This is a genomic window from Pseudorhizobium marinum, assembly GCF_000705355.1.
Lineage (GTDB): Bacteria > Pseudomonadota > Alphaproteobacteria > Rhizobiales > Rhizobiaceae > Neorhizobium > Neorhizobium pelagicum.
Map to the genome: position 1 here is coordinate 13,133 of NZ_JMQK01000015.1, position 21,087 is coordinate 34,219.

25 protein-coding genes and 3 pseudogenes are annotated in these 21,087 nt (G+C 58.5%); 9 read left to right on the forward strand and 19 right to left on the reverse strand.

Annotation, left to right across the window (positions count from 1 at the left end):
- Nucleotides 1–143 precede the first annotated feature (143 nt).
- Entirely contained in the window at nucleotides 144–440 is a 297-nt protein-coding gene (locus tag EO99_RS0117115) for a hypothetical protein (RefSeq protein ID WP_029619832.1), read from the forward strand.
- A 70-nt stretch (nucleotides 441–510) separates the two neighbouring features.
- On the opposite strand, the gene EO99_RS26375 is transcribed toward EO99_RS0117115, so the two are convergent.
- A complete protein-coding gene (locus tag EO99_RS26375; RefSeq protein ID WP_051679924.1) occupies nucleotides 511–1,011 on the reverse strand; it encodes a PTS sugar transporter subunit IIA in 501 nt (166 codons plus the stop codon).
- A gap of 446 nt (nucleotides 1,012–1,457) precedes the next feature.
- A complete protein-coding gene (locus EO99_RS25855) occupies nucleotides 1,458–1,748 on the reverse strand; it encodes a DUF1127 domain-containing protein (RefSeq protein WP_029619834.1) in 291 nt (96 codons plus the stop codon).
- 377 nt (nucleotides 1,749–2,125) lie between these two features.
- On the opposite strand from EO99_RS25855, the gene EO99_RS0117135 reads away from it, so the two are divergent.
- A complete protein-coding gene (locus EO99_RS0117135) occupies nucleotides 2,126–2,533 on the forward strand; it encodes a trimeric intracellular cation channel family protein (RefSeq protein ID WP_051679925.1) in 408 nt (135 codons plus the stop codon).
- Between the two features lie 169 nt (nucleotides 2,534–2,702).
- Here the strand turns inward: EO99_RS0117135 and EO99_RS0117140 are convergent, their stop codons facing one another.
- The 8 genes from EO99_RS0117140 to EO99_RS0117185 form a co-directional block, all read right to left on the reverse strand.
- Nucleotides 2,703–3,566, reverse strand: a complete 864-nt coding sequence (locus EO99_RS0117140) for a universal stress protein (protein ID WP_029619836.1) — start codon at nucleotides 3,564–3,566, stop codon at nucleotides 2,703–2,705.
- A gap of 626 nt (nucleotides 3,567–4,192) precedes the next feature.
- Nucleotides 4,193–4,435 carry a hypothetical protein gene (locus EO99_RS0117150; protein ID WP_029619838.1) on the reverse strand — a complete coding sequence of 81 codons (243 nt, stop codon included), beginning with the start codon at nucleotides 4,433–4,435 and terminating at the stop codon, nucleotides 4,193–4,195.
- 327 nt (nucleotides 4,436–4,762) lie between these two features.
- Entirely contained in the window at nucleotides 4,763–5,143 is a 381-nt protein-coding gene (gene mnhG, locus EO99_RS0117160) for a monovalent cation/H(+) antiporter subunit G (protein WP_029619840.1), read from the reverse strand.
- Nucleotides 5,140–5,421 (reverse strand): K+/H+ antiporter subunit F, encoded by a 282-nt coding sequence (locus tag EO99_RS0117165; RefSeq protein WP_029619841.1) that lies wholly within the window; start codon nucleotides 5,419–5,421, stop codon nucleotides 5,140–5,142. The genes mnhG and EO99_RS0117165 overlap by 4 nt, the downstream gene beginning before the upstream one ends.
- Nucleotides 5,418–5,894: a Na+/H+ antiporter subunit E gene (locus EO99_RS0117170; protein ID WP_029619842.1), complete on the reverse strand. Its 477-nt coding sequence runs from the start codon at nucleotides 5,892–5,894 to the stop codon at nucleotides 5,418–5,420. Before EO99_RS0117170 ends, EO99_RS0117165 begins: the two co-directional genes overlap by 4 nt.
- Nucleotides 5,894–7,522 (reverse strand): monovalent cation/H+ antiporter subunit D, encoded by a 1,629-nt coding sequence (locus EO99_RS0117175; protein ID WP_029619843.1) that lies wholly within the window; start codon nucleotides 7,520–7,522, stop codon nucleotides 5,894–5,896. Before EO99_RS0117175 ends, EO99_RS0117170 begins: the two co-directional genes overlap by 1 nt.
- A complete protein-coding gene (locus EO99_RS0117180; RefSeq protein WP_029619844.1) occupies nucleotides 7,519–7,857 on the reverse strand; it encodes a Na+/H+ antiporter subunit C in 339 nt (112 codons plus the stop codon). Before EO99_RS0117180 ends, EO99_RS0117175 begins: the two co-directional genes overlap by 4 nt.
- Entirely contained in the window at nucleotides 7,857–10,778 is a 2,922-nt protein-coding gene (locus tag EO99_RS0117185) for a monovalent cation/H+ antiporter subunit A (RefSeq protein ID WP_029619845.1), read from the reverse strand. The genes EO99_RS0117180 and EO99_RS0117185 overlap by 1 nt, the downstream gene beginning before the upstream one ends.
- A gap of 80 nt (nucleotides 10,779–10,858) precedes the next feature.
- Here EO99_RS0117185 and EO99_RS28280 point away from each other — a divergent pair, with 80 nt between their 5' ends.
- Nucleotides 10,859–11,143 (forward strand): helix-turn-helix transcriptional regulator, encoded by a 285-nt coding sequence (locus EO99_RS28280; RefSeq protein ID WP_029619846.1) that lies wholly within the window; start codon nucleotides 10,859–10,861, stop codon nucleotides 11,141–11,143.
- Nucleotides 11,144–11,873: 730 nt separating this feature from the next.
- Here the strand turns inward: EO99_RS28280 and EO99_RS0117195 are convergent.
- On the reverse strand, nucleotides 11,874–12,482 hold the full coding sequence (locus EO99_RS0117195) for a TetR/AcrR family transcriptional regulator (protein WP_029619847.1): 609 nt from the start codon (nucleotides 12,480–12,482) through the stop codon (nucleotides 11,874–11,876).
- A gap of 540 nt (nucleotides 12,483–13,022) precedes the next feature.
- A pseudogene (locus EO99_RS28285) lies at nucleotides 13,023–13,175 on the reverse strand (Crp/Fnr family transcriptional regulator); the annotation flags it as partial.
- Between the two features lie 24 nt (nucleotides 13,176–13,199).
- Here EO99_RS28285 and EO99_RS25860 point away from each other — a divergent pair.
- Nucleotides 13,200–13,904 (forward strand): annotated as a pseudogene (locus EO99_RS25860) (SDR family oxidoreductase).
- Nucleotides 13,905–13,979: 75 nt separating this feature from the next.
- Here the strand turns inward: EO99_RS25860 and EO99_RS0117205 are convergent.
- A complete protein-coding gene (locus EO99_RS0117205; RefSeq protein ID WP_029619848.1) occupies nucleotides 13,980–14,603 on the reverse strand; it encodes a plasmid pRiA4b ORF-3 family protein in 624 nt (207 codons plus the stop codon).
- A 17-nt stretch (nucleotides 14,604–14,620) separates the two neighbouring features.
- Here EO99_RS0117205 and EO99_RS27860 point away from each other — a divergent pair, with 17 nt between their 5' ends.
- The 4 genes and pseudogenes from EO99_RS27860 to EO99_RS0117225 form a co-directional block, all read left to right on the forward strand.
- Nucleotides 14,621–14,812, forward strand: coding sequence for a hypothetical protein (locus EO99_RS27860; protein WP_029619849.1), 192 nt, complete (start codon nucleotides 14,621–14,623; stop codon nucleotides 14,810–14,812).
- 67 nt (nucleotides 14,813–14,879) lie between these two features.
- Nucleotides 14,880–15,575: a hypothetical protein gene (locus EO99_RS0117215; protein WP_029619850.1), complete on the forward strand. Its 696-nt coding sequence runs from the start codon at nucleotides 14,880–14,882 to the stop codon at nucleotides 15,573–15,575.
- Nucleotides 15,576–15,713: 138 nt separating this feature from the next.
- Complete coding sequence (locus EO99_RS0117220) at nucleotides 15,714–16,271, forward strand: hypothetical protein (protein ID WP_051679927.1); 558 nt, start codon at nucleotides 15,714–15,716, stop codon at nucleotides 16,269–16,271.
- Between the two features lie 419 nt (nucleotides 16,272–16,690).
- Nucleotides 16,691–16,882 (forward strand): annotated as a pseudogene (locus tag EO99_RS0117225) (3'-5' exonuclease); the annotation flags it as partial.
- A 13-nt stretch (nucleotides 16,883–16,895) separates the two neighbouring features.
- Here the strand turns inward: EO99_RS0117225 and EO99_RS0117230 are convergent.
- On the reverse strand, nucleotides 16,896–17,330 hold the full coding sequence (locus EO99_RS0117230) for a 2'-5' RNA ligase family protein (RefSeq protein ID WP_235776865.1): 435 nt from the start codon (nucleotides 17,328–17,330) through the stop codon (nucleotides 16,896–16,898).
- On the opposite strand from EO99_RS0117230, the gene EO99_RS28290 reads away from it, so the two are divergent.
- Nucleotides 17,241–17,477 carry a hypothetical protein gene (locus EO99_RS28290; RefSeq protein WP_235776866.1) on the forward strand — a complete coding sequence of 79 codons (237 nt, stop codon included), beginning with the start codon at nucleotides 17,241–17,243 and terminating at the stop codon, nucleotides 17,475–17,477. The genes EO99_RS0117230 and EO99_RS28290 overlap by 90 nt on opposite strands.
- 182 nt (nucleotides 17,478–17,659) lie before the next feature.
- On the opposite strand, the gene EO99_RS0117235 is transcribed toward EO99_RS28290, so the two are convergent.
- From EO99_RS0117235 to EO99_RS0117255, 5 genes are all read right to left on the reverse strand, one after another.
- Nucleotides 17,660–17,998, reverse strand: a complete 339-nt coding sequence (locus EO99_RS0117235) for an EthD domain-containing protein (RefSeq protein WP_029619854.1) — start codon at nucleotides 17,996–17,998, stop codon at nucleotides 17,660–17,662.
- Between the two features lie 70 nt (nucleotides 17,999–18,068).
- Complete coding sequence (locus tag EO99_RS0117240; RefSeq protein ID WP_029619855.1) at nucleotides 18,069–18,812, reverse strand: amino acid ABC transporter ATP-binding protein; 744 nt, start codon at nucleotides 18,810–18,812, stop codon at nucleotides 18,069–18,071.
- 60 nt (nucleotides 18,813–18,872) lie between these two features.
- Nucleotides 18,873–19,673 (reverse strand): transporter substrate-binding domain-containing protein, encoded by an 801-nt coding sequence (locus EO99_RS0117245; RefSeq protein WP_029619856.1) that lies wholly within the window; start codon nucleotides 19,671–19,673, stop codon nucleotides 18,873–18,875.
- Between the two features lie 54 nt (nucleotides 19,674–19,727).
- Nucleotides 19,728–20,384 (reverse strand): amino acid ABC transporter permease, encoded by a 657-nt coding sequence (locus EO99_RS0117250; RefSeq protein ID WP_029619857.1) that lies wholly within the window; start codon nucleotides 20,382–20,384, stop codon nucleotides 19,728–19,730.
- A gap of 9 nt (nucleotides 20,385–20,393) precedes the next feature.
- Complete coding sequence (locus tag EO99_RS0117255) at nucleotides 20,394–21,062, reverse strand: amino acid ABC transporter permease (RefSeq protein WP_029619858.1); 669 nt, start codon at nucleotides 21,060–21,062, stop codon at nucleotides 20,394–20,396.
- Nucleotides 21,063–21,087 lie beyond the last annotated feature (25 nt).

The following is a 21,087-nucleotide window of genomic DNA, read 5'->3' on the forward strand; positions in this document are numbered from 1 at the left end:
CGAAGCCAGTGCGGTTACTGATGGTGCAATCGAGTAACTCCGTCAGTAACAATGGTGCCCGCCGCAACCCGGCCGTGCCGCTCTTGCATCCGGACGGCTGCAGGAGAAGCCTTGCCCGCCAGCGAGAATTGAAGGAGGAAAGAATGATTGGCTCGCAATGCCGAGCGGCCAGGGCCCTCGTCGAAATAACCCGCGGCAAGCTGAGCCTCCGCTCTGGCATCGATGAAGCCGTCATCCGCGACTTCGAGCACAAGCTCGACAAGCCTAACGAGAAGACGATCGCGGTGCTCCAGTCTGTCCTGGAAGAACTCGGCGCGGTGTTCATCGAGGAGAATGGCGGCGGCATCGGCGTGCGGCGCAAGTTCACGGGATCGGAAGCCAAAAGGATTGCTCGCATGGAGGGCGAAGGGGGAATCGTCGCAAACGACCGAGTGCAGTGATCTCTCGAACGCGGACGCGTATCCGCCCTCCCGTCCGGATTCCAGCGTCCTGCGCGGAGGCTCTATCGCCTCATGCCTTCCGCCCCATGGAAGGGACGTAGTGAAGGGAACCGCCACTCATCTTCTCAAGGGCTTCGATCCCGGCATGGGCTTCGGCCGACGACGTCGCGTTGTAAAGGCATTCCCGACAGCTAGACTGGTGAAGCAGCCGGATGGATTGCGCGAGCGCGAAAAAGAATCCTTCCCTGCTGTCGCAAGGCCATAGGAGGCCGAGGAGCAGATCCACGTTCCTGCCGTCGGGCGCGTCGAACGAGATGGAGTGCTGCAGTGTTGCGAGGACGGCTGCCGGCTCCGATATACCTTCTAGTAGTGCGTGGGGCACCGCAACACCGTCACCCGTCGCCGTCGACCCAAGGCGCTCACGGCGAAGGAGCGCGTTTAGAATCGCTCCTTCGCTCTGTCCCCTTCTAACGGCGAGATTAGCTGTAATCGCTTTGAGGGCGGAACGCTTGTCTCCGAACGGTAAACCCAGCAAGAAACCGTCCACTCCGAGGAGTTCGCTGAGTCTCATGATTGCCTCGGCGTCATGTTGCGGCCACGCAAGGCGGGCTGACCGAGCAGCGCCGCCGGCACGATGATGCAATCGATGCCCCACGGGCAACGGGACCCTATTCGAGCCCACGGACGACTGCAGGAAAGGCAAACGCGCCTCGACCGGGATTTTCTCATGTCACCTCCATTGACGCGGCGCGCGGGCACTGCGGGATAAAACACATTGTTCAGACAGTCCCGGAGCGGCGTTCACATCCGGGTAACGGGCGGGTGCCTGCTCCGGGAAAGGATTCGGCCTTTCCAGGCAAGCCTCGAAATCTGCATGAACGTCCGATGCTCATGATGGCGTCTGCCTTGCCCAGCCGGGTCGGCACTTTGATCAGATCAACAGAAAAGCGATGATCATCATGCTGAGGAGGCCAACGGCCACGACCGTCCTGGCCACAATATCCATCTTGGTCTCCTTCACTGGTAGCGTGCGGCCCCCAGGAGCCTGGCGGCATCGGCCGAGATCCGGGAACCCTCTGTTGAGGTCTCGATGTTCGAAGGGAAGAGGCCTGCGACGACGCGGGGAATGTCGTTGCGAGTAATGCCGATGTCTTCCAGCAGTCTGTCGTCGAGGCGGTGAAGCGCAGCGGCCGCCCTGTTGCGGTGCCAGCGCTCTACCGCTCGGGAGAAGACACCCGCTAGTCTCGCGCGAAAACCGGATCGCGGGCTTGATGTGGGACGGGTTCCTGATTGTTTGAATTCGGACATGATTGTCGCTCCATTCACGATGATGATTGAGCCGCGCGCGCAAGGATGCGCCGGCGGCGTGCACTGCGTCTGGTGCGTTCCCGAGGGAAGCGCCATCGCGTGTCCATGACTGTCGTGTTGAGATCCCCGAGGCGGCGAACGCGTGCGTTCGAGCCGCTCGGGGCTAGGAGCGGTTCAGGGGCGGCGCAATAAAAGCGAACCAGTTATTTTTCTGAATAAAGTTTAACATAAGAGAAACATAGCTATATTAGAAGGTGTTTTCAAGCCGCAAGCCATAAGTGCGGCCTTACGTCGCTATATGGTGCGTGCTCACTAGGTTGGATTCAATCTAAGCTTGGTGATGATGCGCGCAATAAATAGAAATTTCATCCTGCGTAGTGTTGAGCGCAACGTTTTTCTTGGCTCATATCCCGCAATCAAGGCATGCGCTGGTCCTGCGTCTTGTTGCGATTGGGCTGGCAATCTTTGCGGTCGTTGGAGCTGAGACGGCTCTTCTCGCGGCCGCAGAACCGGTCGCTGCGGTGGCCATGGGTGTGATCACCGCAACCTTTGGCGGGATCATCCGCGACGTTCTGGGGGGAGAAAGCCCTGTCGTTCTCCGGAAGGAAATCTATGTGACCGCAGCTTTGCTGGGGGCGACTGGTTACGTCGGACTTGTCAACATGGACGTCGATCCAACCACCGCCTCGTTCTGCGGACTTACGACAACCTTATGGGTGCGTCTAGCGGCGCTGCACTGGCAATGGACGCTACCAAGGTACCGGCGTTTGCGGAATAGTCGCTAGGTTAACCCAGAGACAGAGTCGTGGTCGGAAGCTCCTGTCCCGATGGCAAAGAGAATTCTACGGCTGAAGGGAAGTGACCCATGAGCTGCCCTTCAGTTCGAGCTGAACTCACGCCGACGAAACCTGAGTACCTCCGTAAAACGGTTTCTTCAACTGAGGTCGGTCGATATTAATCGCGACCGACTGGGGGGATCACCAGAACGTCGACAGGCGAGTCACGTAAAACCTGTTCGGCAACGCTGCCGAGCAGCATCCTTTCGAGGCCGGGCTTTTGATGTGTCGCCAGAACAATTAGATCTGCATTGGTCTCTGCTGCGCACGCAAGGATTTCATGGCTGGTCTTGTTTGCTTCCGGGCGTACAACTGGCGCGAAATAGGAGGCGGGGATAGAAGCAATAAACTGTCTAAGCGAGGTGTAGGCGCTTGCCTTCTGGGCTTGGGCATATTCATGTTGTTCATCCTCTGGCAGCTCATTTGACAGCGCTAGCCGCAGAATGGGCGCGTCATAAACATGCAGGATTGACTGGTTCGCCGATCCTGCCAGGTTCAGCCCGACCAATGACACGATTGCGTCTTGAGAAACTTCGCTGAGGTCGGTGGTCATCATTATATGCCGGTATGATGCAGCAGGTGTCGCGTTCACCATGAGGATTGGGCACGGCGCCTTTCGAACGGTGCGTTCAGCGGTGGTTCCAATAAAGACATCGCGAAACAACTGGCGCCGGTGGGGTCCTATGACGACTAGGTCTGGGGCGAGTTCGTATGCACCCCGAATAATAGCCTGAGAAGCTTCAGCGAGAATGACGGTGGTATCGCACTCGACGCCGTCCACCCTTTGCAGCGTCGCGCTCATTTCCCGCAAAAGCATTTCGGCCTGCCGTTTGTCTTCATCGACTATCCGCTTAGGAAGATCGTCATCCACAGCGGTTAGAAGTGTCACCGCTGCGGCATTCTGTCTGGCAAGTAAAGTAGCGCGCCGGATGGCGCGGTCGGAGCGCTCTGAAAAGTCTGTGGCTACCATGATCCGTTTCATTGACTGCTCCTGTTCATCTTGTTCCTACATAGGCAATGGCCGATATCAGCGGTACCCTTGGAACTGGAATATCTAGCCAGCGCCAGCAACTACCTCAAGACATCCTGCCGTCACCGAGCCTGTTAGAGAAGCAGCCGCAATCGCAACGATGGTCTTCGCCGGTCTGTACTGCCACGGATCCAAGCAGGCTTTGGTTCATGGCACGGCCCAAACCGGCTCTGACCGAGTTAACGTAGAGGCCTCTGCCGGCGCGCATTAAACTAGCCACGCCCTCTTCAGACGGAAAGCGTCTGATCGACCGCCGCATGCTGCATAAATGAGATGGGTCTTTCGCGGCCAAGGGGGGACCCTCAGGCAGCTTTGCCGCCCACTCTAAAATCTGTTCGCCGTGGCGGGCGCTGTCAGCTCTGTCAAGTTGGCCTGTATCTCCGCGATCGCTATTGTTCGGCGGAGCTGGCCCACCCCAGAGGCCTGCAGGAAATCACGGTCAACACGATGCGAATTCACTAAGACCAGCTTTGCTGCTGCGGGCCAGAGGAAGCCTTGCGTGTAAAGCACGAGGACTGTCTCCGATCGACTCCGATCGTGTCCCACCGCGATGCTTCGGAGGCATTCTCCGGGCCAACCTATTGCCGGTGCTGGCGCAGCCGCATCAGCAGGACAAGCAGGAGGATTATGCAGCCAGTAAGCCGCACAAACTCCGTTGTCGCTGGAAAGAAAATCTCTGCGGGCACCGTCGCTAAAACACTCGGTCCCGCGATGACTTTACCCGATGTGATCGCCTGCGTCAGCCGGATTAGGAAAAACAGGCCCATACACGCAGTAAGCGCGATTCCGATTTTCAGTTGCTTCTGCGACAGTCTCGTCATCCTAATTCCTCTTGAGCGTTTCCTTGAGGTCGTAGTGCTCCGTACTTCTGATCTGCAAGTTCCCCAGAAGGTGGACATCCGCTTCAAAAGAGTTAGGATTTAAGCATGATATGGAACCAGCTGCGAACATTGATTGTCACACGCCAGATCCTAACCCTGGCAATTGTGTTTGTCGGGATTGTTATCGCGATTTGGGGAAGTTACCTGGTGTATAAGAATGGATCACCGTTCTACATCCTTATTGGTACTGGATTTCTTATGGCAGGTATGGCCCTCCGGTCGAAATAGCGCGGCGTCAGCTGACCATGCACACGATGGCCGATGTCTTTAGCTCTCGGGTCCGTCAGCGTCAGCGTCAGCCAGTTGCTTGCTGGGTACTTTCGGGTTCTTCTCGTACCGGTCACGGTGCAATGCGGCGCGCGCCAGAAGCATGAACGTCACAGGTGTTGTCATGGTGATGAAAATGCCGACCAGGATTTCATGCGCGACGAGTCGTCCTCCGCTGATGCTGAAAAAGAGGATTGAGGCAATCATGATCCCGCCCGTGCCCCAACTGGTGGACAGAGTGGGCGGGTGCAGCCGTTCGTAGAAATCTGGCAAACGTAGAAAGCCGACGGCCCCAATCAATACCAGCGCCGCCCCGCCAAGCAGGAAGAATGCGATCACAAGTGCGGCCCACACGGGAATATCGGTGGCGGAATAAATCATTCGATGACCTCACCCCGCATAAGGAACTTGGCAAGCGAGACGGTCGCGACGAAGCCTAGCAGCCCGATTATGAGCGAGGCTTCAAAGTACACCGTCCGGCCTGTCCCAATCCCGAAAGTAACCAAAAGCAGCATTGCGTTGACGTAGAGGGCGTCAAGCCCAATGATCCGGTCCTGCGCCCGCGGTCCGTAAAACATCCGTCCCGACGCAATAGCCATTGCGATCATCAGCATGATTTGAGCGAGGCTGACGGCCGTGAAAATGATAATGGCGCTCATGAGAAGATCTCCAGCAGCAGCTTTTCGTAGCGGTCTTTGATGAGATGGCGCCACTCATCCTCATCGACCATGTCGAGAACATGAATAAGGACAGAGCGTTGACGGGAGTCGTATTCAAGCCAGGCGGAGCCTGGGGTGCTCGTCAGGATGATGGCCAGAAGCGCAAGAGCCGTTGGATCATCGATCTCTAGGGGCAGATTGATAAAGGCCGATCGATGGCCGCTGGCACGTCCCCTCAAGATGATCCAACTGACGGCGAGATTGGACCTGACGACGTCCAACATCACTATGCCGAAAAGTTTCGGCAGCAGGTACCACTTGCGTAGTTTCGGCTTGTCCGGCCTCAGAGAGGCCATCGTCCATGACGCGAAAACAGCCACAGTTCCTCCGAGCAGGAACTGTCCCAGGCTCCACCCACTGAGCAGCAGCCACATGATTAGCAGAGAAGCGGTGAGAACTGGATAGGGAAACACTAGCCTCCACCCTCCTCAAGAGCGCCATGCGCCTGCGACGCCAAGGGCTCCTTGTTGATCACGTTATCAATATAGGTTTGCGGTTTGCCTGCAGCGCGGACCGTAGCCTCCATGTAGTTGAGAGCCGGTCCTGCGTAGACGCTGAGGCCGGCAAGCAATACCAGGATCACCATCACTGGAACCACCTCGACCACAAGTACGCGTGGAACCGTGATCTCAATCGCGCTCCAGAACGTCCTGATGCCGGCTCGCGTCAGCGCAACAAGGGTTGCCAAGCCGCCCAGAATGACAAGGGCCGCCACAGCCAGAGTAGCGCCTGTCGGTGGAACGCCGATGGAACCCGTCCCGATCATTGCCGACAACATAGCGAATTTGGCTACAAAACCTGAAAGCGGGGGCAGGCCCGACAGCAGCAATGTGGAGGCGGCGAAGCAGACGCCGAGCATGGCCAAGGTCGCGGGCATGGTGACGCCCTCTAGTTCCTCTTCAGCGTCCTCATCTGCATCTCCGTAAGCCTCCATGGTCACTGCCAGAACAGTAGCACCGGCGACCTGACATCGTTCGACCAGTTCCACGAGCAGAAAGAAAGCAGCCAGCGCCAGTGTCGAGCTGACCAGGTAGAGCAAAGCGCCGGAGGTGGCCGCGGCATCATTCAATCCAATGACAGCGAGCAATGTGCCGGTAGAAACCAGCACGGAATATGATCCAATCCGAGCAAGAGCCTGCGAAGCCAAAACCCCGATGGTGCCGAACGCGATTGTAGCCATTCCGCCGTAGAGCAGGACGTTCAAGCCGAAGCTAACGGACGGACCGTCGGAAAACAGCAGCATCGTCAGTCTCAGTATAATGTAGATCCCGACCTTGCTCATCAAAGTGAAAATAGCAGCCACGGGAGCGACGGCGACGCTGTAGGCACTCGGCAACCAGAAGCAGAGAGGCCACATGCCGGCCTTGACCAGAAATGCGACGCCGAGAACGGCGACACCAGCCTCCATCAGCATGCGGCGGTCTGGTTCGATCGTTGGAATCCGGTCTGCAAGGTCTGCCATATTCAGCGTCCCTGCCGTGCCATAAATCAGGCTCACGCCAATCAGAAAAAGCAGCGCGGCTGCCAGGTTTACTGCGATGTAATGGAGGCCAGCCTTGACGCGAAGCGGGCCGGAGCCATGCAACAGCAGCCCGTACGAAGCCGCGAGCATGACTTCGAAAAAGACAAACAGATTGAACAGATCGCCGGTCAGGAAGGCGCCGTTCAACCCCATGAGAAGGAACTGATAGAGGCTGTGGAAATGGGCACCAGCTGAATGCCAGCGTGCAAGAGTGAACGCCAGGACCGGAACCGACAGCACTGCCGCTAAAGCGACCATCAGAGCCGATAGCCTGTCGAGGACAAGAACGATACCGAACGGGGCCGCCCAGTTGCCCACGAGGTAGACCCCGTCAAAGTTCCCCTCGTTCGCAGAGATCCCGAGCAGCAGCAGCGAAAGGGTTGCAAGAGCGATTGTGCTCGCCAGGCTGACCATTGCTTTGACGACGCGCTGTCGCTCCGCAATGAACAACAAAGCTGCGCCCGTGAGGAGCGGAAGAAGGATCGGCAGGATGATGAGGTGTTGCGACCAGGCGATCATCTTGAATCGTTCCTGCCGTCAACATGGTCACTACCGGTCATCCCGCGGGCGGCCAGAAGGACCACTAGGAACAAAGCAGTCGTCGCAAACCCTATCACAATGGCTGTGAGAACCAGCGCCTGCGGAACCGGGTCACTGATGCTGAAGTTCCAGGTGCCATCGACCAGCAGCGGCGGCTCGTCCGATTTCACGCCGCCGACCCCAAATATGAAGAGGTTTACCGCGTAGGAAAGCAATGAAAGGCCGATGATGACCTGGTAGGTTCTCGGGCGAAGAAGCAGCCAGACGCCGCATCCCGTCATAATTCCGATCGCGATGGACAAGACCAGTTCCATTAGCCATCTGCCTCGTGTGTCGGATCGAGCGGCCGCTGCCGCCTGATCCGGATGGACTGGTGGGCGAGAGCGATCAAGATCAGCACAGTGGATCCGACCACCAGAAGAAAAACACCCAAGTCAAAGAGCATTGCGGTCGCCGCTGGCACCTTGCCGATCAGTGGCAAGTCCAGATAGCGGGAGTGCGATGTCAGGAAGGGATATCCGAGAAGCCATGCGCCAATTCCCGTGAGCGCTGCGACAATCAAGCCGGATCCCATCCAGCGGAGAGGAAGTATACGCACACGCTCCTCCGCCCACTTTGTCCCACCAGCGAGATACTGGAGCAAAAACGCTAGGGACATGGTGAGCCCCGCTGAGAAGCCCCCGCCAGGAAGGTCATGACCGCGGATGAAGATATAGATGGCGAAGGTGACCACCACGGGAAACAGCCACTGCATAATCACTGACGGTACGCGCAGATAGTCTCGCGCTGTGTCGCCCACCGAACGATCTGGCTGCTGTTGATCGAACACGCTCTGCACGGTCTGCTGTTGAGGCGGTTCTATGCTGTCAGGGGCTGGACGAAAACGACGCAGCAACGCATAGACCGTTATCGCCACGATACCGAGAACCGTGATTTCTCCCAGCGTGTCGAAACCGCGAAAGTCGACGAGGATGACATTGACGATGTTGCGGCCGCCGCCCAGCGTATAGGCGTTTTGCACGAAGTACGCGGCAATGGCATCGGGCACCGTCATCGTCATGACAGCGTAGGCCACAAAAGCCATGCCGACGCCGCATGCTCCTGCCAAGACAAAATCCCGGAACCGCCGAAACCTCGCGCGAAATGTCAAATCGTCCTTGAGTTCCTCCGTCCGCTTCGGCAGCCAGCGCAGTCCGAGCAGAATGAGCACGGTTGTCACCACCTCAACCAACAACTGGGTAAGAGCCAGATCCGGCGCAGATAGCCATAGGAAGGTTGCACATACGATTAGTCCCACGCCGCCCAGCATCACCAGCGCAGCCAGTCGATGGTATTTGGCGAGATAGGCAGTGCCGACGGCCAGGCAGGATCCAAGTATCCACATCCCTGAAAAAGGAATATCTACACCAGAGGGAGCCACCATTCGGGGTTGAAACCCAGATGCGTACAAGGGTCCGAGTGCTGCGCAGAAACCCAAGAAAACAACCCATCGCAGCTGAGGCTGGAGATTCCTGGTGCCAAACCGAGACTCCAGATACCGCGCCCAGCGCCAGGAAACGGTTACAAGGAAACGTTCGAATAAGCGCTGGCCACGCAGATGCCTGAATATAGGGGGGCCATCCTGGTATCTGATGAAGGTTTGGCGAAACACAAAGTAGATGGCGCACCCAAGCACCAGCGCCAGAAGGCTCATCAGCAGCGGTGTGTTGAACCCATGCCAGACAGACAGGCTGTAGTCGGGCATCGACTGGCCCAGAACGCTCAACGCCGCCACCCGCAGGAACGGACCGATCGTCAGGTTGGGCACGATGCCTATCACCAGGCACGCAAGGACGAGGAACTCAATAGGGAAGCGCATCCAACGCGGTGGTTCATGTGGCGCGGCCTTTGGCAGGTCCACAGGTGGCGGTCCGAAGAAAACAGAGTGGATGAAGCGCAAGGAATAGGTGACGCTGAAGGCACTCGCGAGGACAGCCATGTAGGGGAGGGCGGTATCCAGCCAGGAGTAGGCATGCATTTCCACCGCCTCAGCGAAGAACATCTCCTTCGACAAAAAGCCATTCAGAAGCGGTACGCCGGCCATGGCCGCACTGGCCACCATGGCGAGTCGTCCGGTGATCGGTAGAAACCTTAGAAGGCCACTCAGCCGGCGCATGTCACGCGTGCCCGTTTCATGGTCGATGATACCTGCGGCCATGAACAAGGAAGCTTTGAACGTCGCATGGTTCACCATGTGAAAAATTGCCGCGACGGTCGCCAAGGGGCTCCCCAAGCTCAAGAGCGTGGTGATGAGACCAAGGTGGCTGATGGTGGAATAGGCCAGCAGGCCCTTCAGATCCCGCTGAAACATCGCGAAATAGGCACCCAGAACCATGGTTGAGATCCCGGCAAGCCCAACCAGCATGAACCACTCGTAGGTGCCCGACAGGGCAGGTGAAAGGCGCACCAGGAGAAAGACCCCGGCTTTCACCATCGTCGCGGAATGGAGGTAGGCCGAGACCGGCGTCGGCGCAGCCATGGCCGCTGGAAGCCAGAAGTGGAAGGGAAACTGGGCGCTCTTGGTGAGGGCACCGATAAGGATCAAGACCAGACTTGTTAGGTAAAGCGGATGCGCCTTGATCTTGTCGCTCGCTGCCAGGATTGCGTCGAGGTCGTAGCTACCGACGATGGAGCCGAGGATCAACAATCCGACCAGCAGGCTGAAGCCTCCTGCCGCAGTGATCGTGAGGGCCATCCTGGCCCCATCGCGGGCCGCCGAATTATGGTGCCAGTAGCTGATCAACAGGAACGACGACAGACTTGTCAGTTCCCAAAAGATCGAGAGCAAGATGACATTGCCGGAAAGGATGATCCCGAGCATTGAGCCCATAAACGCCAGGAAGAACGAGAAAAAGCGCGGGATAGGATCGTTGGTGGACATGTAGTACCGCGCATACAGTACCACCAGCAGGCCGATGCCGGCCACCAGCATGGTGAACAGCCAGGCCAGGCCGTCCATCCGCAGAGTTAGATTGACGCCCAACTGAGGCAGCCAATCCAGCTCGAAGCGAACCACGCCCCCCTGTGTAACGTGAGGATAGAGAGCCGCAGTGGCAATCAGCACTGTTGCGGCCACAAATGCAGAAACTGAAGCGGGAAAAAGCTTTGAGTCCGTACGTAGCGACAGGCCGACAACGACGCTGCCGACGAAGGGGAGAAGGATCACCAATGCAAGGAGGTCAGGTTCGGTGGTTATCCCAATGTCATGAGTCCTTTCAGGGGGGCTTCGCAAATCACCCAATTTGGTTTATATCCTACATTGGATGTGGAGCTGCAATGGGTCAAGCTGCTAAAGATACAATCTTGACGCCGGCTCTGTGCCGAGCGGCCAGGGGACTGCTCGACTGGACGCAGCAGCAGCTCTCCGATGCATCTTCTGTGTCGCGAAGCACCATCCGAGACTTCGAAGGCGCCCGGCATGGCATGCATAAATCGACAGCGGCGCAATTGCGTCGCACTTTCGAGGATGCCGGTGTAATATTCACATCGATAGAAGGATGTGGCCCCGGCCTCTGCAGCGCGGCTTCAACACCCTCTTCTCCTACGCACGAAGCGGTGTGACGGAACGACCTGCGATCAATGCGAGGACGCAGCATGGAAATTCATCATCTTGCGAGCGCAGAGGTCGTCATCAGTCTCGCTGTTGGAATAGTCACAGGCTTCGCCATCGGAGCGGTGATCGGCGAGCGACGCAGTCGCGTAGGACGCATCGGACGAAGCTTGAGGCTGAAGATCCTCTCGCGGTAGCTCGACGTGCTGGAAAGGCTGGCTCGTCGCCCGCCAACCGTTCCAAGGATTGCGGCGCGAACTGCCCGCTTCTATTTGACCGAAACTGCGTTGTCAGAGCAAGTGGCTTCGCACGGTTACCGCGGGCCTAGCAGAAAATTGTAGGCGCGGACCGGCTTGGGGCATGGGCGGAGCGAGAAATGATCTGAGTTGGTACTGCTTCCGGAGGAGAAGTTGGCCTAGATAGAAGGATGCGACCGTGGTCTCCACGTTGTTCTTCGGCTTCTTTTTAATTGCCTTTCTCGCTGCGGCTCTATGGGGGATTGCCCACATAGAGGTGCCGAGGACGCTACTGAAGAAAAGAGAAAAGGGGAGAGACAGAGACACCTCCCTGGGAGGGAAGGACGTGAGCAAGAATGGCCGCCGGGCGCCTGGGACCCCAGCTCCAGACAAAGACGGAAATCTCCGAAAATAGGAACTGAGTCGAAAGCTGCTGAGGATGGATGTTCCCAAGGCTCCATGGGCTTCGCTTGAAGTTCGCTGGGCCGTCTGCAGCATATGACGACTATTTCGAGAACGCAGCGACCGTCGCCTCACACGACTCCCGGAATCGCCTTGATGAACCTTCAGCACCGCATGCTTGCTGGCTGACCCTTGCGCCTTCCAGAAGAAGCGACAGCGTGTCTGCGAGCAGCTGCGGATCGGAAACCCCCACAGCCTCGCACACGGCAGCAAGACGGTTCCTCTGCGAGTTCTTAAACTTCTGAACCACAGCGTGCGCCGGGTGATTGCTATCGCGAAGTTCGACGGCCGCATTGGCCATGTCGCACCCGCCCGGCTCCTGCTCAAGTCGTTCGACCTGGAAGTCGAGCCATCCCCTGAGCTGAGCCGCGGCGTCGTTTGGATGGTGCCTTTCGAGATCCTCCCAAAGCGAACAAGCACGCTGTGTCACATGCCGCAGCGTCTCGCATAAAAGCTCGTCCTTGGAGCCGAACTTTCGGTAGAGGGTCATTTTGTTGGTGTGAGCGGCCTCAACGATGGCATCGACACCGATCCCGCGAATACCGTGCTTTCGAAACAGTTCGGCAGCCGACGACACAATTCGCTCACGCGGCGGAACCTGGGTCTGATCCAAAGGAGCGTCGTTAATTTCTGTGGATTTCGAACTTGACATGGGTGTGACCGGTCGGTAACGTTGTTTCGTTACTGACCGGTAACACCCTTCTGCACCGGAGTCAAGAGTTTCGGCAATATCGAGACAAAGGAGGCGAAGATGCCGATCCTACACGAACTGACACTGAGCGAAATCCTCTCGGACCCGCTGATCCTATCCGTCGCCGCTGCCGATGGATGGTCAAAGACAGCTTTCCGAGACGAGATGACCGCGGCCGCGCGGACCTTGACGAGACATAACTCACGAGCCTTGGCCACATCCTCAACTCGCGGATACCCTCCGGCTCAGTTGAACGAGCAACCACTCGCGTGCTGCGCGTGACGCGGTGGGACCAATCCGCATCCCTTACTCCACCCCTTTTGGGCTGCCGTATACCCCGTACATCATGATATGAAACGTCACATCCGCTGCGTCACTACGCGACTTCGGCGGACTCGGCTTAGTGACCTCGTCTCTACATGCTGAAAAATTGATAATCGGATCCGTTCTCGGTGGGAAAAGAACCGTCTTACGGCACAGCGGCAGTTGCTGGCAAAAGGGTTACAAATCGGTTCCCATCAATTGGCGGTACTGTTTCTCCGGCTTGCCGTAGGCTTCACCCGCAAGTTTATCCATGGCCTTGCGGTCACGGATAGTTACCAGGCCGCGTTCGGACCGTATGAAACGACTTCCTTCCAGGACGTGCAGCGCCGTCGGCCAAGAAAGCAGGAAACGCACATGACGGAAAAGAAAGTAGCAATCATAATGGCTGGTGGCAGTGGCATGGGTGCAGCAAGCGTCCGCCGTCTTGCTGCCGATGGCTTCAAGGTTGCGGTCCTGTCTTCGTCCGGCAAGGGCGAGGCACTGGCCCAGGAACTTGGCGGCCTCGGTGTCACGGGCTCCAATCAGTCAGCAGATGACCTGAAACGCCTAGTCGATGCGACGGTAGAAAAATGAGGTCGTATCGATGCGCTCGTGAACAGCGCGGGCCATGGTCCCCGAAAGCAGATTCTAGAACTAACGGATGAGGATTGGCACACAGGCATCGACGTCTACTTCCTCAACGTCGTGCGACCAGCGCGGCTGGTGACACCAATCATGCAGGAGCAGAAATCGGGCGCCATCATCAACATTTCCACCGCCTCGGCCTTCGAACCGTCTTCCATGTTTCCGACGTCAGCCGTTGCTCGGGCAGGGCTCGCATCGTTCACGAAAATCTTCGCGGACACCTACGCCGCCGACAATATCCGTATGAATAACGTCCTGCCCGGATGGATCGACAGCCTGCCAGCGGCGGATGAACGCCGCGTGGGCGTGCCGATGAAACGCTATGGCACGAGTACCGAGATCGCCGCGACGGTTGCCTTCCTTGCCTCCGAGGGTGCTACCTACATCACGGGCCAGAACATCCGCGTCGATGGCGGCGTCACCCGCTCGGTGTGATCTGGTGAAGAAGCCCGCCTCGTCGCCGTCGCAGGGGAGGGTCGTGGTTCGATCCCTTCAGGGCGGTTCACCTGCTCATTCCTTCGGTACGGCTTTCGGCTTTGGTTGATACAGGCGCCGTTTGGCGTTCGAGCGCAGAGCGTTACGGAGATCCTTGTCCGCAGTGGAAAGGTCGAACCATTCGGGATTAAAATAGCCACCGCACCACCGAATGGTCTCGGCGTATTCTGGATCTTCCGGGTCGGCGATGATCTCTAGAAATCGCTCATAACCCGACACGCCGCCGACATCCTCGGGCGGTCGGGCCCTCTCGCCAGCGACACAGGTCCCGTGTTTGGGATTAGCACTGAGCGTCAAGAACTTCTCGATCGCGACGGTGTGCCGCCAGCCATCCCCGAAATCGTAGTGGTAGCTGAAGACAGCACCTTCCTCGAAATCCAGCAAGCGAACTTCTCTTTGATCGAAGACGCGGGGATCGTCATCACTCGCATCCTCCATTAGGATGTCAACTTCCCCATACCGCAGGCCACCGATGCGGAACTCATAGAGATGATAATTCCACCAGTTGAATGCTGCCTGAATGCCGAGATGCAGATGCTCCAGGTTCCAATAGGCTGGAAGGACCAGACGGCGCCAGATGGCTGGCTCGATCTCGTCGATGGAAATCTTCATCTGCACAGCGTTTGCGGCCTTGAACATTACCGAACGAAACAAGGTTGGCGCAGGATCGTCAAGACCGTGGTTTGCGCCGCATGGCCAGGACCTTTGCGATGTTCTTGCGCTCGATTTTAAAAACGCGGTGGGGTTACGCCTATGCCATTGGGCTGCTCCTGATCGGCATGACGTCTTCTCCCGATGAAGGCTTACAGAACCAAATGTTCGGCGGGACTGGACGGAAAGCGGAGTAACCCTTAGTTACCGGCTTGTGAGTGCCTGGCGCCTCGCGGACATTTCCAGAAACATCAAAGGCCCTGAGTGAAAAAGACCCAACGCAGTTTTGCCGTCGAATACAAACCCGGTCGCCGTAAGACAGACGCCAAACCGAACTCCATCTGGGGCAATTTGGACCTGAAGTCTGTCGCACGTGATGTAGAGAAATCGGTGATGCCGATGGCCCCGGATAACCCCTCAGTTGCTGAATCTGATGTCAAAGTCTCTCCGCCCAAAGCAAATCGTATACTGCCGACATTGACAGCGCCGGCCGCGATCTTGAAAGCTGTCGCAGATACTAGGGAGATCTCTATGGCTGACGACAACGATACGACTGCCAACGCTGATACGATGGCGAATTCCGATGCGGGTCCGAATGCCGGTGCTCCAACTGCTGTCGAAGCGGTGCCTGCGCCCAAGAAGCAGCGCAAACCTCGCATGAAGAAGGTCTCGCCTGAAATGGCGGCGGCTGACACTGCCGTTGGACTGGACGGCGGTAATGGGCAGAAGAACCGTGGTCGCAAGCCGAAGGCGCTCGGAGGGGTGGCAGCCGCCAAGAACGAGCCAGTAAAACGTGCACCCAAGGATGATCAGGCGGCAGCCGTGGCGACGACTTCCGCTGGCGACGAGATGGCTGATCTTCTGCAGTTGGAGGAGGAGAACCAGAAACTGCGCAACCTGCTGGCTGGAAAGCTGCGTGCGGAAAACGCCGACCTGCGGAAGAAGCTCAAGCTCGATTGAGCTAGGCCGGGCCTTCAAATCCAGTAGCACCTCTCGCGCACGAACAAGACGTTCGCGAACCTGTCATTCCGTCGTCGGAGCAGGGGAGCTCGTAGCGTCCATTGGGCTAAAGTCCGAGGTTGAATGATGGCATCTCCATTGGAATTTCTTCGCCGACTGGTGTCACGTCGAGGCGAGCGGGATGCCGACGCCGATAAGGTGGGCGGCGCGAAACCAGATGCCTTGGTAATTGCCGACCAAACAGAGACGGTTGCGGAGGAGGGCTTGGAGGACGCGGCTCGCCCCGCGAGTCTTGACGCACCCCATCAGGATCCATCAGACGCTGTCTCCGCTGAGACTGCGCCGGTGAAAGAGGCGGACACCGAGACAGACGACAAGGCTGACGGAGTGCGCCTCAGGATCCCTACAGCTGGTGGTTCGGCATCCGCCAATGAAACCGGCATAGTTGTAAACGTTGCACACGAAGCTACGGTACTCGAGCCGGCTGTCGCGGGCGTAACGCGCAAGCAGCAGGGTCAGAGCAACAGCACCCGATCGCTCGCCGTGCCTGCCGAAGTCTCTCAAGGGCAACGTACTCCTTCGGATGAGACGATAAGCCTCGACGAGGAGATCAAGGCGCTCAGGGGGAAACTGGCGGAGAGGCTTAAGATCCAAAACGCGCAACTGAAGAAGAGGCTCGAAAGGTTCGAACGGTAGCGTCTTCTTCTTGTTCGCCTGAACCTTCCTAACGCAGTACCTTATTTACAGAGCCTCGGGGAGATCACTGCGGGAACGAAGGACTTCTGCGGGCTGCTGGTGGCCGTAGGTTCGTATGCCATCAAGGCGGTGGAACTGGACAGGCTTTCAGGCTGCAACCTTGTAACAAGCGAACGGTCGCAGCCTGCAAGAAGCCGTACCACAGTGGGTCGGGGTCAGGCTGGCACCATGCTTAGCCGCAAAATCTAATGCGGTATACCGTAAGCGGCAAGGAGACCCCATCTGGCGCTGCTGATGGTGGGTGGGATAATTCGGGCATACGAGTTCTCTGAATGTGAGGATCTATGTCTAGACCTGCAGCTAGCCTTGGGTTGATGCGAATGATCGAGGCGGTGTGCGATCGCCTAGACGGGTCGCCGCGACACCATCTCAAGGCACGCGGCTATCGCTGGTCCGACGGAAGCGAAGGTCGGCCGAAGTCCTGGTGGATCGAGGTAGACGAGCCGGACCTGGAGGGAGAGCTCTGCTATCTGCGCACCGAGATCTATCAGTATCCGGAAGCTGATCCGCCAACCCGGTATCTGACGGCCGTCGAACGCTTCAGGGCCTGAGCCCGTTCCCGCGTTACGGTGTCGCTGCCGCGGGTTGATCGATGCCATGGAACGGGGCGAATTTCGCATGTCGCCAGGGTCCGCCCAGATAGTCCCACAGGTCGAGCCCGAGGATCTGGATCGAATGGGCCTGAAAGCTCTGGCTGAGCTCATGGTAGAGCGCGTCCGCTTTCGATTTCGACACCTTGTTCTGGATCGTGATGTGTGGCTGCCATGTCTGCCTGTCCTGCGGGCCAAGCCATGTCAGGAACTCCGCCGTCAGCCTGGCGTGGATTTCCTGCAGCGGCGGGCTCAAGACCGAGTAGGCAACCCCGCCGCCGAGGTGCCGCAGCCCACTGACTTCGGCTGCGACCACACCATGTCCATCGGCGACCCGCTCAAGGCGTTCGATAATCCTTTCCGAATATTCGCCCGGAAGTCGGTGAAACATCGTCAGGTGAGCGCACAGAACATTGCGATCCGGCGGGAAATGCGCCTCTCGGAGGCGATCGAACGGCTCAATGTCCTTGTCTGCGACCCTTGCAGTCAAAATGAGCGGGTGACGGGTTTTCACACTGAATTCCTGGCTTTGGTCCGGTGTCGGGCCAAACCGTGAGCGGGATGGGAAACCGGATCCGACTGTCTATGCCGCCGAGATCTGAAGATAATCAGCCTATGGGTTTCGGTGGCGTTTTTCACCCCCCATAGGTGGCCAACGCTGGCTCCGCTCGTTTGCGAGAAAAACCAAGCCACGCAGCATGGACCGGGCCTTTTTGCGCGCAGAAAGAGGTCCCTTGCTCAGGCGTCACGTGTCTCCGGCTCCGCAAGATCGAAGACGTGATGGTGGATCCGGCCTTCGAACATGGAGAGCAAGCCCTGCGTCGTCTCCCGGCTCGCGAAGCGAATGGGTGAATCCAGCGCCGCCGCGAGCGCTTCGCGGCTGTCGTACATTGTCGACAGGACCATAGGATAGGCCGGCGCGCCGTCGTCGCGCTCGATCGCATAAAGCACGCGCACTTCCTTCACGCCCGGAAGCTGCAGCCACATCGGGATCAGGTGATCCCTGACATAGGCCTTGAACTCGGCTTCCTTGCCGGGGTGGATGCTGCCGTCGAAGAAGGCCTGCCGAACAATCATGATATGTCCAATGGTTTGGTGCTTGCGGTTGGATGTCGACGGGAGACGCCGGAACCGGGTGCCCGTCGGTTCAGGAGATCTGGCCCAGGAAGTTGCGCGTACGCTCGTGCTTGGGGCTGGAGAAAAACGCCTCTGGCGCACCCTCTTCGACAATCTCGCCCTGGTCCATGAAGATGACGCGGTCGGCGACCTGGCGGGCAAAGCCCATCTCGTGGGTCACGCACAGCATCGTCATGCCTTCGCTGGCCAGATCAATCATCGTGTCGAGAACCTCCTTGACCATCTCCGGATCGAGCGCCGAGGTCGGTTCGTCGAACAGCATGATCTTCGGGTTCATGCAGAGCGCTCGGGCGATGGCAACGCGCTGCTGCTGCCCGCCAGACAGCTGCGCGGGATATTTGTCCGCCTGTTCCGGGATGCGCACGCGTTCCAGGAATTTGCGCGCCGTCGCTTCGGCTTCGGCCCTGGAGACACCGCGCACCTTGATGGGCGCGAGGGTGCAGTTCTCGAGGACAGTCATATGGGGAAAGAGATTGAAGCTCTGGAACACCATGCCCGTTTCCTGGCGCACGATGCCGACGCTCTTGGCACCGGCGCCCAGATCATGGCCATCGACCACGATCTGCCCCTTCTGGATGCTTTCAAGCCTGTTGATGCATCGGATGAGCGTGGATTTTCCCGACCCCGATGGGCCGCAGATGACGATCCGCTCGCCGCGCGCGACCGTCAGGGTGATGTCCTTCAAGGCGTGGAACTGTCCGTACCACTTGTTGACGCCGTTCATCGTTACGGCGAGATCGGATGTTCCCGGCATGCCCGCTGTCGATGCAGTTGTGGTGACCTCGGTCATGCCAGGAACTCCTTTCATTCGGTCTTAGTTGGCGTCGGCGATGAAGCTCGGCAGCGGAGCGCCCAGCCATTTCTCGTGGATGGCGCTGAGCTCGCCGTTTTCCTTCACCTTGTCGAGGAAGGCGTTCACAGCCTCGAGAAGCTCCGAAGACCCCTTGCGCACGGCAATGCCCTGCACCTGCTGGGTGAGCTCAAGCTTCTGGTTGAAGCGGCCGGGGGCCGCGGCTTCGATCTGGGCGGCAACGACGTTGGAGACGCCGATCAATTCCACCTGGCCGGAGAGAAGGGCCTGAACGGCACTGGCATCGTCATCGAAACGCTGGATCGTGGCGTCCTGCGGCGCAATGGCGGTGACAGCCGTGTCCTGCGTGCTGGCGCGCGCCACGCCGATGGTCTTTCCGGAGAGATCCTCAGGCTTGGACATGTCCACGTCCTCGGCGCCAAAGATCCCGATCGAAATGCCGGCATAGGGATCGGAGAAGTCGACGCTCTTGGCGCGTTCCTCGGTGATGCCGAGTGATGCGACGAGCAGATCCACCTGGTTGCTCTGCAGATAGGGAATGCGGTTGGGGCCGGTCACCGGCACGATCTGCGCCTCGACGCCGAACTCCTTTGCGAGAAGCTTGGCAACATCGGCGTCGTAGCCGTCCGGCTGGTTGCTTTCATTCATGATCCCGAACGGCGGGAAGTCGACCAGCATGCCGATCTTCACGGTTCCTGCAGACTTGATGCTCTCGACCGTCTGCGCCGTGGCCGGCATCGACGCCGTCGCCGCCATGAAGCCGGCGCCGACGAGTGCCAGTGCAACTCTCCTGGTGATGTTGATGGTCATGTTTCCTACCCTTTCGGTTGAACCGGCCTCCCGCCGGCTGGGATTACGTCAGCGCTGCGTGGAGCGCGAAAATCTCACTTCCATACGGCGGGCCAGAAGCGATAGCGGCCAGCACAGCACGAAGTAGATGGCTGCCACGGTTCCAAAGACCATGAAGGGACTGAAGGTGGCATTGTTGATGATCTGCCCCTGGCGCGTCAGCTCGGTGAAGCCGATGATGGCCGCAAGGGAGGTCCCCTTGATGAGCTGCACGAGGAAGCCGACGGTCGGCGCCACGGCAATACGCGTCGCCTGCGGCAGGATGATGTAGCGCATGCGGTTGAAATATTTCAGCCCGAGCGCGGTCGCCGCCTCGCGCTGACCGGGCGGCACCGCTTCGACACAGCCGCGCCAGATCTCGCCGAGGAAGGCGCTGGCGTGCAGCGTCAGCGCAATGCTGGCGGCGACCCAGGGATTGATGGCCAGTCCGAAGATGTTCATGCCGAAGAAGACCAGGAACAACTGCATCAGCAGCGGCGTGCCCTGGAAGACACGGATAAAGCCGACAGCAAGGATGCGCAGTGGTCGGATATCCGAAACGCGCGCCAGGGCGACAAGAAGGCCGCCGATACCGCCACCCGCAAAGGCAATTGCCGAAAGCGCAATCGTCCACTGCGCCGCCATGACGATGATCAGGAATTCATTCCAGCCGAAGGGTCTAATCATGATGCATCCCTATCGGCTCAAAGGATATTTGAAGGCCATCTTCTCCACCGCCGCAAAAATGGCGGAGAATCCGATCGACAGCGCCAGATACATCAGGGTGATGACGATATAGACCTCAAAGCTTGCAAACGTCGCGGACTGCAGGTCGTTGCCCGCTGCGGCGAGATCGTCGGCCGAGATCGCCGAGACGACGCTGGATGTCAGCATCAGGTAGATGAACTGGCTGGTGAGCGCCGGATAGACCGTCCGCAGGGCCGGTTTCATGATGACGTAGCGGAAGATTTGCAGCTTCGAAAGACCAAGCGCTGTACCCGCCTCGATCTGCCCCTTCTGGATCGATTCGATGCCGGCGCGGATGATTTCGGTACCATAGGCCCCGAAATTGATCACCAATGCCAGCAGGGCTGCGCTATTGGGCGAGAACCGAAGGCCGAGCGACGGCAATCCGAAAAAGATGAAGAAGATCTGGATCAGGAACGGGGTGTTGCGGATGATCTCAATGTAGGCGTTGATCACGAAGCGGATCGGAAATGGCCCGGCGGTCTTGCCCCAGGCGCAGACGATCGAGACGATCAGGCCCAGCAGCATGGCAGCGCAGGACAGCTGTACCGTCAGCCAGGCGCCGACCAGCAGTTCATCGAAGGACGCAAACACTGGCGCGAAGTTGAAAGCGTACACGGGCGGACCCTCCCAGTCCCGGCGT

Coding starts and splice junctions, on each gene's coding strand:
- EO99_RS0117115 (WP_029619832.1), top strand. CDS start 144: ATGATTGGCTCGCAATGCCGAGCGGCCAGGGCCCTCGTCGAAATAACC.
- EO99_RS26375 (WP_051679924.1), bottom strand. CDS start 1,011: ATGAGACTCAGCGAACTCCTCGGAGTGGACGGTTTCTTGCTGGGTTTA.
- EO99_RS25855 (WP_029619834.1), bottom strand. CDS start 1,748: ATGTCCGAATTCAAACAATCAGGAACCCGTCCCACATCAAGCCCGCGA.
- EO99_RS0117140 (WP_029619836.1), bottom strand. CDS start 3,566: ATGAAACGGATCATGGTAGCCACAGACTTTTCAGAGCGCTCCGACCGC.
- EO99_RS0117150 (WP_029619838.1), bottom strand. CDS start 4,435: ATGACGAGACTGTCGCAGAAGCAACTGAAAATCGGAATCGCGCTTACT.
- mnhG (WP_029619840.1), bottom strand. CDS start 5,143: ATGATTTATTCCGCCACCGATATTCCCGTGTGGGCCGCACTTGTGATC.
- EO99_RS0117165 (WP_029619841.1), bottom strand. CDS start 5,421: ATGAGCGCCATTATCATTTTCACGGCCGTCAGCCTCGCTCAAATCATG.
- EO99_RS0117175 (WP_029619843.1), bottom strand. CDS start 7,522: ATGATCGCCTGGTCGCAACACCTCATCATCCTGCCGATCCTTCTTCCG.
- EO99_RS0117180 (WP_029619844.1), bottom strand. CDS start 7,857: ATGGAACTGGTCTTGTCCATCGCGATCGGAATTATGACGGGATGCGGC.
- EO99_RS28280 (WP_029619846.1), top strand. CDS start 10,859: ATGGGTCAAGCTGCTAAAGATACAATCTTGACGCCGGCTCTGTGCCGA.
- EO99_RS0117195 (WP_029619847.1), bottom strand. CDS start 12,482: ATGTCAAGTTCGAAATCCACAGAAATTAACGACGCTCCTTTGGATCAG.
- EO99_RS0117205 (WP_029619848.1), bottom strand. CDS start 14,603: ATGTTCAAGGCCGCAAACGCTGTGCAGATGAAGATTTCCATCGACGAG.
- EO99_RS28290 (WP_235776866.1), top strand. CDS start 17,241: ATGTCCATCGGCGACCCGCTCAAGGCGTTCGATAATCCTTTCCGAATA.
- EO99_RS0117235 (WP_029619854.1), bottom strand. CDS start 17,998: ATGATTGTTCGGCAGGCCTTCTTCGACGGCAGCATCCACCCCGGCAAG.
- EO99_RS0117240 (WP_029619855.1), bottom strand. CDS start 18,812: ATGCCGGGAACATCCGATCTCGCCGTAACGATGAACGGCGTCAACAAG.
- EO99_RS0117250 (WP_029619857.1), bottom strand. CDS start 20,384: ATGATTAGACCCTTCGGCTGGAATGAATTCCTGATCATCGTCATGGCG.